Raw genomic sequence first — 15,225 nt, 5'->3', positions numbered from 1 at the left:
CCGCTCACCCCTTGACTCCGGAACTGGCCATGCCCTCCACCAGGAACCGCTGGAAGGCGAGGAAGAACAGCACGATCGGCAGCAGCGCGATCACCGACAACGCGAACATCGGGCCGAACGCGGAGGTGCTGGAGGCGTCCACGAAGGAACGCAGCGCGAGGGTCAGCGTGAACTTGTCCGGGTCGAAGAGGTAGATGAGCTGGGTGAAGAAGTCGTTCCAGGTCCAGATGAAGGTGAAGATGGCGGTGGTGATCAAAGCCGGCCGGGTGAGCGGCAGTACGACCTGGAAGAAGCTGCGGAAGGGGCCGCAGCCGTCGATCCGGGCGGCCTCCTCCAGCTCGCGCGGCAGGCCGCGCATGAACTGCACGATGAGGAAGACGAAGAACGCCTCGGTGGCGAGGAACTTCGGCAGGATCAGCGGCCAGTAGGTGTTCACCAGGCCGAGCTGGTTGAAGATGATGTACTGCGGGATCAGCACCGCGTGGTGCGGCAGCATGATCGTGGCGATCATGAAGGCGAACAGTGGCCCGCGGAAGCGGAACCTGAGGCGCGCGAAGGCGTAGGCGGCGAGCGAGCAGCTGATGACGTTGCCGAGGACCGCGCCGCCCGCGATCAGCAGGGAGTTGCCGAGCAGCCGCCAGATGGAGACGTCGTTGACGCCGTCCAGGGCGGTGGAGTAGTTCGACCACTCCAGGTGACCGGGCAGCAGGTTCAGGCTCGCGATCACCTCGTCGGCGGGCTTGAGCGAGGTGGCCAGCAGCCAGGCCAGCGGGTACAGCATGACCAGCAGCGCGGCCAGGCAGCCGAGGTGCACGGCGATTCGGCCCCAGCGAACCGGCTTGTGGGAAACGGCGGTCGAGGTCATCGGTTCCCCTCGGAGGCGTAGAAGACCCAGGAGCGCGAGGTGCGGAACAGCACCGCCGTGACGACGCCGATCACGACGAGCAGCACCCAGGCCATGGCGGAGGCGTAGCCCATATGGGAGGCGACGAAGCCGCGGTCGTAGAGGTACATGGTGTAGACGAGGGTCGAGTCGGCCGGCCCGCCCTTGCCCGCGCTGACCGCGAAGGCGGGCGTGAACACCTGGAAGGCCTGGATGGTCTGCAGGACCAGGTTGAAGAACAGCACCGGGGACAGCATCGGCACGGTGACCGACAGGAACTGCCGCCATTTCCCGGCCCCGTCCACCGCCGCCGCCTCGTACAGCTCGGCGGGGATCTGCTGGAGCCCGGCGAGGAAGATGACCATCGGCGCGCCGAACTGCCACACCGTCAGCAGCGCGACGGCCAGCAGCGCGAAGCCGGGCTTGTTGACCCAGCCGCCGGTGCCGAGCAGGTTGTCGACCGTGCCGCCGTCGTTGAAGACCGCCCGCCAGACGAGGGCGATGGACATCGAGGCGCCGAGCAGCGAGGGCGCGTAGAAGGCGGAGCGGTAGAAGGCCTTGCCTCGCTTCATGCCCTTCAGGGCGAGCGCGACGACGAGGGCGAGGGCCAGTTGCAGGGGCACCGCGATGACGACGTACGTCAGGGTCGTCACGACCGAGCGCCAGTAGCGCGGGTCCTCGGTGAACATCTGCGCGTAGTTGCGCAGGCCGACCCACTTCGGCGGATTGAAAAGGTCGTAGTCGGTGAACGACAGGTACAGCGACACGGCCATCGGCAGCAGCGTCAGGACGGTCGCGCCGAGCACCCACGGGGAGAGGAACACCCAGGCGGCGCCCTCGCGTTCGCGCTTGGGGCGGCGCTTCGGGGCGGTGGCGGTGGCGCGCTTCGCCTCCGGGGGAATCGCGGTGGTGGTCATGACCTCAGCTCCGCCTTCGCCTCGGTGACGTAGTTCTCGGCCGCCTCGCGGGGCGACATGCGCGCGTAGGACACCTGGTCGTAGTCGCGCTGGAAGGTGGTCTGCAGGGCGTTGTCGCCCGAGGGCGGGGCCTGGGGCGGGTCCTTGAGCTTTCCGTCGAGGGAGGCCTGGAAGTCGGAGATGGTCTTGTCGAAGTCCTTGAGCTCCGGGCCGATCGCGTCGCGGATGGTCTCGTTGACGGGGATGCCGCGGCCGGCGCCGAGGATCTTCGCGGCCCGCCGGTCGTTGATCATGAAGTCGACGAGCTGGGCCGCTTCCTTGGGGTGGCCGGTGTTGGCCGAGACGCCGAGGAACATGGACGGCTTGAAGTACTGGCCGGGGGTGCCGTCCTCGCCGGACGGCATGGGGGCGAGGGCGACGCCGGTCGGGACGAGGGCGAGGAAACCGCTCGCCGGGGCGTCCCAGTTGGCGTCGGTGACAGACTTGCCGCGGCCGAGAGGGGTGTTCTCGACGGAACCGTCGAGCTGTGTGGTCTGCTCGGCGGGCGAGACGGCGCCCTCGCGGCGCAACCCGTCGGTGAAGGTCCACCAGCGGGTGAGGTCGCCGGCGGTGAAGCCGAGACGGCCGTCCTCGGTGTAGAGGGCCTTGCCCCGGCCGCGCAGCCAGACCTCGAAGGCGTCCTCGCTCTGGCCGGGGTCGGTCGCCCCGGGCTTGCCGGTCTTCTTCGCCAGGGCGCGCATGGTGTCGGCCCACTGGCTCCAGGTCCAGCTCTCACCGGGGAGGGGCACGCCCGACTTCCTCCAGGTCTCGACGTCGTAGGCGACGGTCTCGGTGCCGCGGCCCTGCGGGATCGCGTACTGGACGTCGTCCACGCGGCCGGTGGCGAGCAGTCCCTGGTCGATCTCGGAGGTGCGCAGTACGGACTTCTGCTTCGCCAGGTCGAGCAGCACACCGCCGGAGGCGTACTGGTCGATCTGGCGGTAGTCCAGCTGCATCACGTCCGGCGCGTCACCGCCGGCGGCCTGGGTGGCGAGCTTCTGCTTGTAGGCGTCGTAGCCGGAGAACGACGTCGTGACGTCGATTTCCGGGTGCTGTTTCTCGAACAGCGCGACGGCCTGCTCGGTGCGTGCCGCGCGGTCGGGGTTGCCCCACCACGTGTAGCGCAGCACGACCTTGCCGCCGCCGGCGGATTCCCCGGATCCTCCGCAGCCTGCCAGCACGGCGCACAGTGCCAGTGCGGCGGCCGACGCGCAGAACCCCTTTGTCCTGTGTCCGGGCATGCCGAGGTCACCTCTCCTTTCCTCGGACTTCCTGTTGGCCCCCCTCGGCCCCCCTTGCCGGGTTACTCGCCCTGGTACGGCAGCGTGGTACCTGGCAGGTTGTACTCGTCGCGCCGGCCGCACATGCCGAAGCCGCCGAGCCGGGTGGGGGCTGCCTCGTGGGCGGTGGCCTCGCCGAGGTGGACGGGCTCCCCCGCCTCCAGCGCGTCGAGCTGGGCGCCGGTGCGTTCGGCGGTGGCCAGCGCACCCGCCCGCCACAGCTCGCGCCAGGTGGGAACCTTGTCGCGCACGAGGCGTGCGGCGGCCCGCTGGAACTCCAGGTACGGGCCGTTGGCGCCGGCTTCGAGGGCCTCGCGCAGGACGAGGTAGCCCTCTACGGCGAGGTCCCTGCGGCGCCGGGCGGCCGCCGCCGTCTCGGGTCCCGTGCCGGGCGGCAGTTTCGCCGCGGCGGCGTACTTCCCGGGGTCGGCGAGCACCTCGGGCGGGAAGGTGAACACGGCGTCCCCGGCCTCGGGCAGGCCGCTGTTCTGCATCAGCACGGTGATGCGCAGGTCGCCGCCCTGCACCATGCGGTGGACGGTGCCCGGTGTGAACCAGGCGATGGAGCCGGCCGCGAGGGGGATGTCCCGGTAGCCGTCGGGGCTCAGCGTCTGGACCGCGCCCCGGCCGCCGGTGACGACGTACGCCTCGGCGCACACCAGGTGCAGATGCGGGCTGCCGCCGCAGACGCCGTCGGCGGCCTCCCAGTCGTAGGCGCTCAGATGGGACAGGCCGATCGCGCCGGGCAGCGGGTGCGGCAGGGCGGGCTTCGGGTCGCTCACCACGGCAGGCTCTCCATGTGGGTGCCGACCCGGTCGCGGTCCCAGGCGCCGTCGGCGACGACCAGCCGGTAGCGGTAGGCGAAGGACTCGCCCGGCGGGAGTGCGAACTCCTCGAAGAACGCCCAGGAGAAGGCGACCGTGGGGAAGGGCTCGGCGCGGACGAACCAGTGCGACTCGTGGATCGCGGACGTCTCGTCGAGGTTCTCGGGGGCGTGCGCGAAGACGAGTGTGGAGTGGCCGTCGACGTCGTCGTGCTCGGTGGTGAAGGCGAGCCAGGGGCCCTGGGTGCCCATGAGCTTGCCCGCGTCGGCGTCGGTGTCGGGGGCGAAGACCGTGCCGCCGGTGAAGTCGCGCGGGCCGCGCCACTGCAGTCCGGTGTAGCCGGCCATCTCACGGCCCGCGGTGGTCGGGGAGCCGAAGGCCAGGGGCTCGGACCGGAGGTTGGTGAGGCGGATCGACCAGTCGAGAGCCCAGGATCCGGCTTCCTCGTCCACCGAGTGGACGGTCAGCCCCCGCACCTCGCGGGCCCACTCCTCGCCGCCGTTCTCGACCCAGGTGAGGTTCTCGGTGAAGGCGAGGCGGTCGTCCTCGACCGTGAAGTCCGGGAAGCCGTCGTGCCGCATCGAGCCGACGCGCTCGGGCAGGGGCAGATAGCCCTGGCCGTGGACATAGCAGTTGCCGCCCCAGAAGTTCTGGCCGGACAGATGGCTCGAGGTCATCTGCAGGCCCTTGTGCCAGCGGTGGTCGTTCGGGCGGTAGCCGGTGACCGTGCGGCCGGAGAGGGTGCGTACGGGGTGGGCGTACGGCTTGCGGGACTCGAAGGGATCCGGGTCGGGGCGGTAGACATAGCGGAGGATCTCCGTGCCGCCTGCAGCCGTGACGGCGATGTCCTCGCCGTGGGTGTGGGTGACTCGGATGCTCATGCGCGCTCCTTGGGGGCCCAGTCGGGGTACTGGCCGTGCATGGCCTCGTAGAAGGGGTCGCCGGGGCCGATCTCCCCGGCGCGCACCGAGCGGCCGGTGAACGCCGCCTTGTACAGGGCGGCGGCGAACTCGAGGGTGGCGCGGGCGTCCTGGCCGCTGCCAGGTGGTCGGGTGCCGGTGTCGTAGGCGTCGAGAAGCGTGCCGAGCTGGGCCGTGTGCGAACTCGGCACGTCGTTCGCGGGGGTGCGCCAGGCGGTGGCGCGGTCGGAGGCGACGTGCGGGGCCGGGGTGTAGGCCCAGCTGTCGTTGCTGTGGCCGTACAGGTGGGTGAGCTCGATCGTGGCGTCCGCGCAGTCGACGCGGATGCGGCTCACCTCGTCCGGGGACAGCACGCTGTTCACGACGGTCGCGAGGGCGCCGCCGCGGAAGCGCACCAGCGCGGTGGAGACGTCCTCGCTCTCGGTGTCGTGGACGAGCCGGGCCGCCATGGCCTGGATCTCCTCCCACTCGCCGAGCAGGTGCAGCAGCAGGTCGTACTGGTGGATGCCGTGGCCCATGGTCGGGCCGCCGCCCTCGCTGGCCCACTTGCCGCGCCACGGCACCGCGTAGTACGCGGCGTCCCGGTGCCAGGTGGTCTGGCAGTGCGCGACCAGCGGGGCGCCCAGTTCGCCGCTGGTGATCAGCTCGCGGGCGTGCACGGCGCCGGAGCCGTAGCGGTGCTGGAAGACGACCGCGGCGTACGCCCCGGAGGCCTCCTCGGCGGCGGCGATCTCGTCGTACTCGGCGAGTGACAGGGTGAGCGGCTTCTCGCACAGCACCCAGGCGCCCGCCTTGAGCGCGGCCACCGTCTGCTCCCGGTGCAGGGAGGGCGGTGTCCCGATCAGCACCAGGTCGGGGCGTACGGCGTCGAGCATCGCGCCCATCGAGGTGTATCCGGCGACCTGGTCGCCGGCCAGCTCGCGGAAGGCGTCGAGCCGCTCCTGGTCCACGTCGACGGCGGCGACCAGCTCCACCCGGTCGGAGTGGGCCCGCAGCGCGGGCAGGTGGCTGCCGCTGACGATGGCTCCGGTGCCGACGACGGCCACGCGGCGGCGGGTGGGAGACCCTGGGGACACGGACATGCGGCGCTCCTCGGACGGCCGGTGGACTCACGCTTGGAAAGCGCTTGCACTCGGAAGGTGACCCTAGGCGCGGGACCATGTCTGGACAACCCCCCTGCGGCGACCTGCACAAGGTCTGCGCGAGCGTTCTCCCAGCTTGGGGCGGATATTTCGGCTGTGGTCGCCGCCATGGAAACGGCATTCCCCCGCCTCCTCCCGGGGGTTGGCCCCACCATGAACGGGCTGCCGGCCGGAGTGATCAGACGGCGGTCCTTTCCCTAGCGTTCTGTCGCACAGCAGCCCCTTCCGCATGTCCCTGTGGGACAGCCGAGGGGAGTTTCGCCACAGAAGGGACACCCACGTGTTACCCCGTTCCTCGGCAGCCCCGGGACGAGCCGCCCTGGCGCTGACGGCCGCCGCCCTCGCCCTCACCGTGCTGCCCGCCACGGCCGAGGCGATCCCCGGCTCCGACACCCTCGCCCGCTACCACCAGCAGCACCTCACCTGGAAGAGCTGTGTACTCGGACCGCAAGACACGACCGGCAAGGAACTGGAGCAGGCGGGCGCCCGCTGCGCCGACGTCACGGTGCCGCTGGACTACTCGGACCCCGGCGGCCGCACGATCACCGTCGCGATATCCCGGATCCGCGCCACCGACACCGACCGCCGCGTCGGCCCGCTGCTGCTCAACGGCGGCGGCCCCGGCGGGCCGTCGCTCGGCGACCCGCCGTGGGTGCGCAAGGCGATGAAGGACGTCGCCGCACGGTACGACGTGGTGGGCGTCGACCCCCGCTTCATCGGCCGCAGCACACCGCTGAACTGCCGCTGGCCGACCGGCTCGGCATGGCGCGGGGCGGGTGCGGACCGGGCCGGCTTCGACCGCATGACCGCGTTCTCGAAGGATCTCGCCGAGCGCTGCCGCACCAACGCGGGCGACGCCCTGCCCCACGCCACGACCCGCAACACCGCGCGCGACATGGACGTCGTCCGGGCCGCGCTGGGCGAGCGGCGGATCTCCTACCTGGGCTACTCGTACGGCAGCTACCTCGGCGAGGTGTACACCACGATGTTCCCGAGCCGCACCGGCCGGGTCGTCCTGGACGGTGTGATCGACCCGGACCGCTACGGGCCGAGGCTGCTGCGGGGCGTCGAGCGGGCCAACCGGCACGCGCTGGAGGGGTGGGCGTCCTGGGCCGCCGCGCGCGAGGCGACCTACGGGCTGGGCGGGACACGGGGCGAGGTGCTGGCCGCCGTGGACCGCGTCCGGAAAGCCGCGTCCCGGACACCTCTGCGGCTCGGCGACCACCGGCTGGACGAGCACGTGATGCCCATGGTCGTCTTCAACGGCCTCTCCCAGCACAACGACGCCGCCTACGGTGACTTCGCGCAGGGCGTGCGGGACATGCTGCGGGCGTCCGAGGGGCAGCGGGTCACGCCGTCGCCCTGGCTCGCCGGGGTGCTCGAATTCGTGCTCACGGGCACCGACTCCCCCTACGGCAGCGCGCAGACGGCGATCCTGTGCGGCGACAGGGCCGCGCCCCGTGACCCGGAGGCCTACTGGCGCGATGTCCAGCGCGGCCGGGCACGGGACCCGCTGTTCGCGCCCGTCACGCACAACATCAACCCGTGCGCGTTCTGGGACCGGCCGCGCGAACGCCCGACCACGATCCGCGACGACCTGCCCGCCCTCCTCGTCAACGCCACCGGGGACCCGCGTACCGACCACGACGGCGCCAGGACCGTGCGCGCCATGTGGCCCTCCTCGCGCCTGGTGACGCTGAACGGTGCCGATCAGCACGCGGTGTACGGCGTCTACGGTGCGCCGTGCGTCGACGACACGGTCAACGCGTACCTCGCGACGGGTCGCCTGCCGGCGCAGGACGTCGACTGCGCGGCACGGTAGGACCGCGTCGCTCGTGCGGTCCTCGGGCCGATGGGGGCGAACCTGCGGCCCGTCGAGGCACGGTGGGTCCAAGGCCCTGTTCAGCCCCTAGGGCCTGTCGTTTGGATCAGGTCGCAGGGAATCGGCGGCACCTTGTCAGCGCCGGTGAGCGGGGCCTGGTGCGTGCAGTTGCAAGGCGGAGGAGGGAGTCGATGCGGAGCATCGGCGAGTGACGACAACGCGGCAGATGCGCGTGCCAGGCCCCGCGTCTGCGGCGTGATCCAAACGACAGGCCCTAGGCCCGCGCCTCGCCCCCCGGCCGGAGCGCGGCGGGGCCGCGGAAGCGGTAGCGGCGTTCGGGGCGGCCCGCCACGCCGTAGCGCAGGGAGACCTCCACGCGGCCGACGGTGTGGAAGTGCTCCAGGTAGCGGCGGGCGCTGACGCGGGAGACGCCGGTCAGGGCGGCGCACTCGCTGGCGGACAGGGTGCCGTCCGTCTCGCGCAGGGCCCGTTCGACGAGCTCGGCGGTCTCCACGCTCATGCCCTTGGGCAGGGCGGCGACGGGCGTGGCCCCTCCGGCGGCTCCGGCCAGCACCCGGTCGACGTCGGCCTGGCTGCGCACGACCGTGCCGAGCAGCCGGCCGCGCCGGTCGGCGTAGCGCTCCAGCCGGGCGCGCAGCTCCTCGGACTCGAACGGTTTGAGGAGGTAGTCGACGACCCCGTGCCGGACGGCACCGCGGACCGTCTCGGCCTCCCGGGCGGCACTGACGACCATGACGTCGCAGTCGTGGCCCGCGGAACGCAGCCGGGGGATGACGTCGAGGCCGAAGATGTCCGGCAGGTGCAGGTCGAGCAGCACGAGGTCGGGGCGCAGCGCGTCGGCGGCGGCGACGGCCTGTGCGCCGGTACCGGCGACTCCGACGACGCGGAAGGAGTCGACGCGCTCGACGAAGGCGCGGTGGACCTTGGCCACCATGAAGTCGTCGTCGACCACGAGGACGTCGATCGTGCCGGTGGTGCCGGACGTGCGGGGCTCGCTGGTCATCGGGTCGCTCCTTCCGTGCCGGGGCCGCCCATCATGGCGTCCACCTGTGGTGAGGGAAAGGGATGTGCACGGGTGCGGTCCACGGGGCCGGGGGTGCGCACGGCTGTTCCGGCGACCGCAAAGACCAAAACCTCCGTTGGTTCCGCAAGAGAGACAGCTCGTCGGCGCCCGGGCAGCATGTGGCCCACGTCACCCTCCCCCACAGGGCCTTTACCTACCCGCATCGACGTACCGACAGGTGGTGGCACTCGTGCGCCTGCGCACTCCCCTCGCCCTGCTCGGGGCCGCCGTGCTCGTGCTCGTCGGACCACCGCTGCTGACCACCGGCAGCGGTTCCGAGACCGGCACACAGATCCCGGGCCTGCGATTCATGGTCCCCAACACGCCCGGCGGCGGCTACGACATCACGGCCCGTACGGCCGCGAAGAACGCCGAGGACGCCGGACTGACCCACAACATCGAGGTGTTCAACCTGCCCGGAGCCGGCGGCACCGTGGGCCTCAGCCGGCTGGTGAGCGAGCACGGCAACGGCAAGCTCGCCATGTCCATGGGCCTCGGGGTCGTGGGGGCCGTACGTTCCAACGACGCGCCGAAGACGCTCGGCGACACCACGCCGATCGCCCGGCTCACCGAGGAGCAGGACGTCGTCGTGGTCGCCAAGGACTCCCCGTACAAGACGATCGACGATCTGATCGGCGCCTGGAAGGAGAACCCCGGCAAGCTCCCGGTGGGCGGCGGCTCCTCCCCCGGCGGGCCGGACCATCTCGCGCCGATGCTGATGGCGCGGGCCGGGGGGATCCCGCCGAAGCAGGTGAACTACATCCCCTTCGACGGCGGCGGCGAGCTGCTCGCCTCCATCCTCGGCAACAAGGTCGCCTTCGGTGTCTCCGGTGTCGGCGAGTACCTGGACCAGATCAAGGCGGGCGAGCTGCGCCTCCTCGCGGTCACCGGGCCGAAGCGGGTCGACGGGCTCGACGCGCCGACGCTGCGGGAGGCCGGTTACGACGTGAACTTCACCAACTGGCGCGGCATCGTCGCCCCGCCCGGCCTCACCGACGGCGAGCGGGACAAGCTCGTGCGGCTCGTCGAGGAGCTGCACGGCTCCGACGAGTGGCGGAAGTCCATGAAGCAGAACGGCTGGGACGACGCCTTCCTCACCGGTGACAAGTTCGGCGCGTTCCTCGACGCCGAGGACAAGCGCGTGGTTTCGGTGCTGAAGGAGCTGGGACTGTGACGACGCAGACCGACATTCCCCCCGCCGAGACCGGCGGCGGACGGCGCTCGTGGCTGCGCGAGCACTCCGAACTCGGCGTGTGTGTGCTGCTGCTGGCCCTGGGCGTGCTCGTCCTGACCGACGCTCTCACCATGGACGTCGACATCGCCCAGCGCGGCCCCGTCGGCCCGAAGACCGTGCCGATCGTGGTCGGCGCCGGGCTGCTGGTGATCGCCGCACTGCTCGCCGTGGACGTCCTGCGCGGCGGCCGGGGGCAGGCCGAGACCGGCGAGGACGTCGACCTGTCCGAGCCCGCCGACTGGCGCACGGTGCTGCTGCTCGCCGGGGTGTTCCTCGGCGCGGCCGTCCTCATCGAGCCGCTCGGCTTCCCCATAGCGGGCGCACTGCTGTTCTGGGGCGCGGCGTTCGCGCTCGGCAGCCGCAGGATCGACCGCGATCCGCTCATCGCGGCTGGGCTGTCCCTCGTCACCTACACCGTGTTCAACAATCTGCTCGGAGTGCCCCTGCCCGGCGGTCCGCTGATGGGAGTGCTGTGACATGGATGCCTTCAACTCCCTTCTGGACGGCTTCGGTACGGCCCTCACGCCGATCAACCTCCTGTGGGCCGTCATCGGTGTGCTGCTCGGCACGGCGATCGGCGTGCTGCCGGGCATCGGCCCGGCGATGGCGGTCGCGCTGCTGCTGCCGGTGACGTACGGGCTCGACCCGATCGGCGCGTTCATCATGTTCGCCGGCATCTACTACGGCGCGATGTTCGGCGGTTCGACCACCTCCATCCTGCTCAACACGCCCGGTGAGAGCGCGGCGGTGGTGGCGGCCATGGAGGGCAACCCCATGGCCAAGTCCGGGCGCGGCGCCCAGGCCCTCGCGGCGGCCGCCGTCGGGCACTTCGCGGGCGGCCTGATCGGCACGCTCCTGCTGGTGGCGCTCGCGCCGACGGTCGCGAAACTGGCGGTGGACATCGGCGCGCCGGACTACTTCGCCATCATGGTGCTGGCGTTCATCGCGGTGACGTCGGTGCTGGGCTCCTCCCGCATCCGTGGCCTCGCCTCCCTGCTCATCGGCCTCACCCTGGGCCTGGTGGGCCTGGACCAGATGACCGGCCAGCAGCGCCTGACCTTCGGCTCGCTCCAACTGGCCGACGGCATCGACGTGGTGATCGTCGCGGTCGGACTCTTCGCGATCGGCGAGGCCCTGTGGGTCGCCGCCCATCTGCGGCGCAGGCCCCCGGAGCCGATCCCGGTGGGCCGTCCGTGGCTGGGGCGCGAGGATGTGAACCGGACCTGGAAGTCGTGGCTGCGCGGCCCGTTCATCGGTTTCCCGTTCGGCGCGATCCCGGCGGGCGGCGCCGAGATCCCCACGTTCCTGTCGTACGTGACGGAGAAGCGCCTGTCCAAGCACAAGGACGAGTGGGGCAAGGGCGCGATCGAGGGCGTGGCGGGGCCGGAGTCGGCGGCGTCGGCCTCGGCGGCGGGCACCCTGGTGTCGATGCTGACCCTGGGCCTGCCGACCACGGCGGTCGCCGCGGTCATGCTGGCCGCCTTCCAGCAGTACGGCATCCAGCCCGGCCCGCTGCTCTTCGAGCGCGAACCCGACCTGGTGTGGGGCCTGATCGCCTCCCTGTTCGTCGGCATGGTGCTGCTGCTCGCGCTCAACCTGCCGCTGGCGCCGGTGTGGGCGAAGCTGCTGCGCATTCCGCGGCCGTACCTGTACGCCGGGATCATGTTCTTCGCGGCGGTCGGCGCGTACGCGGTCGGCGGCGAGGTGATCGACCTGGTGATCCTGCTGATCATCGGCCTGATCGGCTTCGGCATGCGCCGCTACGGCCTGCCGGTGCTGCCCGCCGTCATCGGCGTCATCCTCGGCCCGAACGCCGAGCAGCAACTGCGGCGTGCCCTGCAGATCAGCGACGGCAGCGTGACGGGCCTGGTCAACACACCGTTCGCGGTGACCGTGTACGCGGTGATCCTGGTCCTGCTGGCCTGGCCGCTGCTGAAGAAGGCGGTGACGCGGGGGCGCGTGGAGGCCTGACGCGCACCAGGAACCTGAGGGCGTGGCTCATCCGAGCCACGCCCTCTCGGCATCTCTCAGGCATCCCTTACGGCAGCTCTCACGGCGCGACCGACTCCCGCGCGCCGTCCGGAAATCGGATCTCCACTCCCCCGTCGGCCCCGGCCCGTACCCGGGTCCCTTCGACCTGGGCGTGCACCGCGGGGTCGGCGCTGAGCACGACCAGCGTCACCAGGAGGTGGGTGCCACCGGGGTGGGACGGCAGCGTCAGGAGCGGTGTCGCCGAGTGGTGCCCGTACGCGTTGCCGCCCACCGCCGCTACGACCGTGCCCTCGTCGTCGCTCCAGCCGTGCAGGCCGACGAGCGCGCTGGTCAGGCCGTCCGTGCGCCGGGCCAGTGCCGATCCCGGGCCGGTGCGGGGCGTCGGGGGCGCGGTGTCGTCGGCCACGGCCCAGCCGCCCTCGCGCACGGGCGTACCGGGGGGCGCGTCGACGCGGTGCACCCGGACCTCCCAGGGGCCGTGCACCACGCTGACCGTCTCGATGCGGTGCCCTTCGCCACTGCCGGGGAGGAGGGCCCGATGCCAGGAGGCGGCATGAGCGCCCTCGGCGCCGAGGGGGTGGATACGGCCGCGCGGGGTCGGTGTGCCGTCGGGGGCGAGCAGGGCGATGTGGTTGTCGGGGCCCGTGTGCGGTGCCGGAGGGGTCTCGGGGGCCGTGGCGCTGGAGTAGGCGAACCGGGCGTAGTGAGGGCTGTCCTGCGCCTGCGCGGGTGGGGGCGGCAGGCGGTCGCTGCCGTGGTTGACGAGCCGTACGATCCCGTCGGTCGCGGTGGAGTGCAGCAGCCAGCCCGGGGCGGGTAACGCGCGGCGTGCATCGGCCGATTCGACCGGGCCGGGTTCCTCGGTCGCGGTCCACACGGGGTGGTCGGCGGGCAGGAGCAGGCCGAGGAAGGCCTTGCTCGCCCAGTACGGGGAGGCCGGGCCCGAGTACCGCTGGGTGACGGGGAGGAAGGGCCCGTACCAGCCGAGCGTGAGCAGCCCCTGCGCGTCGGGCACGCCCCGCTCGGCGAAGTGCCTGAGCGCGCCGGAGGCGAGGCGGCGGGTGCGGCCGGGCGGCAGCGGAGTGGCGTCGGCGAGAGCACCCGCCCACAGGGGCGCGGTCGTGGCGAAGCGATAGATGAGCGAGCGGCCCTGGTGGACGGGGGCCCCGTCGGCGCCGAAGAAGTGCTGGTGGTCGTGGAGGAACGTCCGCAGGCGTGCGCGGTGGGCCGCCACCGGTCCCGGGTCGGCGCGCGGTCCGGCGACACGGGCCCAGAGCACCGGATACAGGTGCAGGGCCCAGGCGTTGTAGTAGTCGAACTTGCGGCCGTCGCCGTCGGTGTACCAGCCGTCACCCCGGTACCAGTCCTCCAGGCGGGCCAGCCCGGCGTCGATCTCGCGGCGGCTGTGCGGGGCGCCGACGGAGGCGAGGAACTCCTCGGTGATGACCTGGAACAGCCGCCAGTTGGAGTCGTTGACGACCGCTCCGACGAAACCGCCCAGCCAGTCGGCGATGCGCTGCCGTACGCGGTCGTCGAGGCGGTCCCAGATCCACGGGCGCGTCTCGTGCAGGGCGATCGCGAGGGACGCGGCCTCGACCATGGGCTGACCGCGGTCGGTGATGGGCGGCCAGCGGTCGGGGCTGTGCGGGTCGGTGCCGGCGGCGAGCCCGGCCGCGTACCGCTCGATCAGGCCGGGCATCCCCTGGCCGCCGGAACCAGCGATGCGGAAGGCGGCCAGCAGGAAGGAGCGGGCGAAGCCCTCAAGACCGTCCGACCAGGGCCCGGAGTGGCTGGGCGGTCCGGGGAGCCGGTACTGGGCCAGGCCCGGGGAGGCGTAGGGCACCAGGGCGTCCAGGAGGCGGTCGGCGATCGCCTCCCAGTGGGCGCGCGTCCAGCCGGTGAGGGGCGAGGTCAGCGGGTCGGGGGGCGGCAGATGGGGGAGATAGGGGAGGTGCGTCGGGAGCGACACGTGCGGCGCGCTCATGCGGGTGCGGTTCCTCCGTTGGTCACAGGGCACGCCCGGGCGGGGGCGCGCCGACGCTGTCGCGGACGACGATGTGGGTGCCGAGCAGATGGTGGGCCCCGGCGGCGTGCTCGGGGTCGCGCAGCGCGATACGCACGGCGGCGCGGCCGAGTTCCTCGGCGGGGGTGCGGACGGTGGTGAGCGGCGGGTTGAAGTCCTCGGCGAGCGGGATGTCGTTGTAGCCGACGACGGAGATGTCACCGGGGACGCTCAGCCCGGTGTCGGCGATCGCCCGCAGGGCACCGGCGGCGACCATGTCGTCCCCGGCGAAGACGGCGGTGAACTCCCGTGTCCGCTTGAGGAGTTCGGTCATGGCGCGGTGCCCGGCCGCGCGGCCGAGCCCGCAGTCGACGACATGTGCGGCCTCGGGCGGCAGCCCGTGCTCGGCGAGGGCCGCCCGGTAGCCGGTGACGCGGGCGTCGAGGGCGGTGTTGCCGGGCAGTCCGCCGAGGAAGACGATCCCGCGATGCCCGGCCGAGAGCAGATGGGCGGTGGCGGCGCGGGCCCCGGCCTCGTTGTCGAACTCGACGACGAGCGCGGGGATCTCCGGGTCGGGCGCGGGCCGGCCGCAGAGCACGAGCCGGGCTCCGGAGGAGTCCAGGGCATGGGCGTAGTGGGCGACGCGCTCGCGGTAGGCGTCGTCCTCGACGACCCCGCCGACCAGGATCACCAGCCGGGCGCCCTCCTCCCGCATGAGCTGCACGAACTCCATCTCACGCTGGGCGTCCCCGCCGGTGGCGCCGACCACGCAGAGCCAGCCGCGGTCGGCGGCCTCCGCCTCCACGCCCTCGGCGACCTGCGCGTAGAAGGGGCTGGTGACCTGGCGGACCACGACGGCGGCCATCTTGCGGCCGCCGCCGACCAGGGCGCGGGCGTGCGCGTTGGCCACGTAGTCGAGGTCGCGGGCCGCGCGCAGGACCCGGGCCCGGGTCGCGGCCGGCACCGGGTGGTTGCCGCTGAGCGCGCGGGAGGCGGTGGCCGTGGACACGCCCGCCCGCTCGGCGACCTCGCGGATCGTGACCCGCCCCTTGGACACCATGTCGTTCCCCATCCCCCGCGTCTCCT

The 15,225-nt window shown here is 72.3% G+C and carries 13 protein-coding genes; 4 read left to right on the top strand and 9 right to left on the bottom strand.

Annotated features, from left to right (window positions below; translation table 11 throughout):
- Positions 1 to 4: 4 nt before the first annotated feature.
- The 6 genes from ACZ58V_RS20720 to ACZ58V_RS20695 all read right to left on the bottom strand — a co-directional run bounded on the left by ACZ58V_RS20720 (position 5) and on the right by ACZ58V_RS20695 (position 5,945).
- A complete protein-coding gene (locus ACZ58V_RS20720) occupies positions 5 to 865 on the bottom strand; it encodes a carbohydrate ABC transporter permease (RefSeq protein ID WP_468196073.1) in 861 nt (286 codons plus the stop codon).
- Positions 862 to 1,800 (bottom strand): carbohydrate ABC transporter permease, encoded by a 939-nt coding sequence (locus ACZ58V_RS20715; RefSeq protein WP_471291287.1) that lies wholly within the window; start codon positions 1,798 to 1,800, stop codon positions 862 to 864. The genes ACZ58V_RS20720 and ACZ58V_RS20715 overlap by 4 nt, the downstream gene beginning before the upstream one ends.
- Positions 1,797 to 3,080: an ABC transporter substrate-binding protein gene (locus tag ACZ58V_RS20710; RefSeq protein WP_471291285.1), complete on the bottom strand. Its 1,284-nt coding sequence runs from the start codon at positions 3,078 to 3,080 to the stop codon at positions 1,797 to 1,799. Before ACZ58V_RS20710 ends, ACZ58V_RS20715 begins: the two co-directional genes overlap by 4 nt.
- A gap of 62 nt (positions 3,081 to 3,142) precedes the next feature.
- Entirely contained in the window at positions 3,143 to 3,904 is a 762-nt protein-coding gene (locus ACZ58V_RS20705) for a cupin domain-containing protein (protein ID WP_471291283.1), read from the bottom strand.
- Positions 3,898 to 4,824: a DUF6807 domain-containing protein gene (locus ACZ58V_RS20700; protein WP_189730539.1), complete on the bottom strand. Its 927-nt coding sequence runs from the start codon at positions 4,822 to 4,824 to the stop codon at positions 3,898 to 3,900. The genes ACZ58V_RS20705 and ACZ58V_RS20700 overlap by 7 nt, the downstream gene beginning before the upstream one ends.
- Positions 4,821 to 5,945, bottom strand: coding sequence for a Gfo/Idh/MocA family protein (locus ACZ58V_RS20695; RefSeq protein ID WP_471291281.1), 1,125 nt, complete (start codon positions 5,943 to 5,945; stop codon positions 4,821 to 4,823). The genes ACZ58V_RS20700 and ACZ58V_RS20695 overlap by 4 nt, the downstream gene beginning before the upstream one ends.
- Before the next feature lie 340 nt (positions 5,946 to 6,285).
- Between ACZ58V_RS20695 and ACZ58V_RS20690 the strand changes: the two genes are divergently transcribed.
- On the top strand, positions 6,286 to 7,827 hold the full coding sequence (locus tag ACZ58V_RS20690; RefSeq protein ID WP_471291280.1) for an alpha/beta hydrolase: 1,542 nt from the start codon (positions 6,286 to 6,288) through the stop codon (positions 7,825 to 7,827).
- A 274-nt stretch (positions 7,828 to 8,101) separates the two neighbouring features.
- On the opposite strand, the gene ACZ58V_RS20685 is transcribed toward ACZ58V_RS20690, so the two are convergent.
- A complete protein-coding gene (locus ACZ58V_RS20685) occupies positions 8,102 to 8,851 on the bottom strand; it encodes a response regulator (RefSeq protein ID WP_468196059.1) in 750 nt (249 codons plus the stop codon).
- A gap of 250 nt (positions 8,852 to 9,101) precedes the next feature.
- On the opposite strand from ACZ58V_RS20685, the gene ACZ58V_RS20680 reads away from it, so the two are divergent.
- The 3 genes from ACZ58V_RS20680 to ACZ58V_RS20670 are packed head-to-tail and all read left to right on the top strand — an operon-like array spanning position 9,102 to position 12,116.
- Positions 9,102 to 10,085 carry a Bug family tripartite tricarboxylate transporter substrate binding protein gene (locus tag ACZ58V_RS20680; protein ID WP_382830263.1) on the top strand — a complete coding sequence of 328 codons (984 nt, stop codon included), beginning with the start codon at positions 9,102 to 9,104 and terminating at the stop codon, positions 10,083 to 10,085.
- Positions 10,082 to 10,621 carry a tripartite tricarboxylate transporter TctB family protein gene (locus ACZ58V_RS20675; protein WP_468196057.1) on the top strand — a complete coding sequence of 180 codons (540 nt, stop codon included), beginning with the start codon at positions 10,082 to 10,084 and terminating at the stop codon, positions 10,619 to 10,621. Before ACZ58V_RS20680 ends, ACZ58V_RS20675 begins: the two co-directional genes overlap by 4 nt.
- Position 10,622: 1 nt before the next feature.
- Positions 10,623 to 12,116 carry a tripartite tricarboxylate transporter permease gene (locus tag ACZ58V_RS20670; RefSeq protein WP_468196054.1) on the top strand — a complete coding sequence of 498 codons (1,494 nt, stop codon included), beginning with the start codon at positions 10,623 to 10,625 and terminating at the stop codon, positions 12,114 to 12,116.
- 79 nt (positions 12,117 to 12,195) lie between these two features.
- Here ACZ58V_RS20670 and ACZ58V_RS20665 read toward each other — a convergent pair whose 3' ends face one another.
- Together ACZ58V_RS20665 and ACZ58V_RS20660 are read right to left on the bottom strand one after the other, a co-directional pair.
- Positions 12,196 to 14,121 carry a DUF2264 domain-containing protein gene (locus ACZ58V_RS20665; protein ID WP_471291277.1) on the bottom strand — a complete coding sequence of 642 codons (1,926 nt, stop codon included), beginning with the start codon at positions 14,119 to 14,121 and terminating at the stop codon, positions 12,196 to 12,198.
- Between the two features lie 22 nt (positions 14,122 to 14,143).
- Positions 14,144 to 15,211, bottom strand: a complete 1,068-nt coding sequence (locus ACZ58V_RS20660) for a LacI family DNA-binding transcriptional regulator (RefSeq protein ID WP_471291275.1) — start codon at positions 15,209 to 15,211, stop codon at positions 14,144 to 14,146.
- Between the last annotated feature and the right edge of the window lie 14 nt (positions 15,212 to 15,225).

This window comes from Streptomyces sp. NPDC040589 (assembly GCF_055594445.1).
Note: the sequence above shows the minus strand (reverse complement) of the source record. Positions and strands in the feature narration are given on the sequence as shown.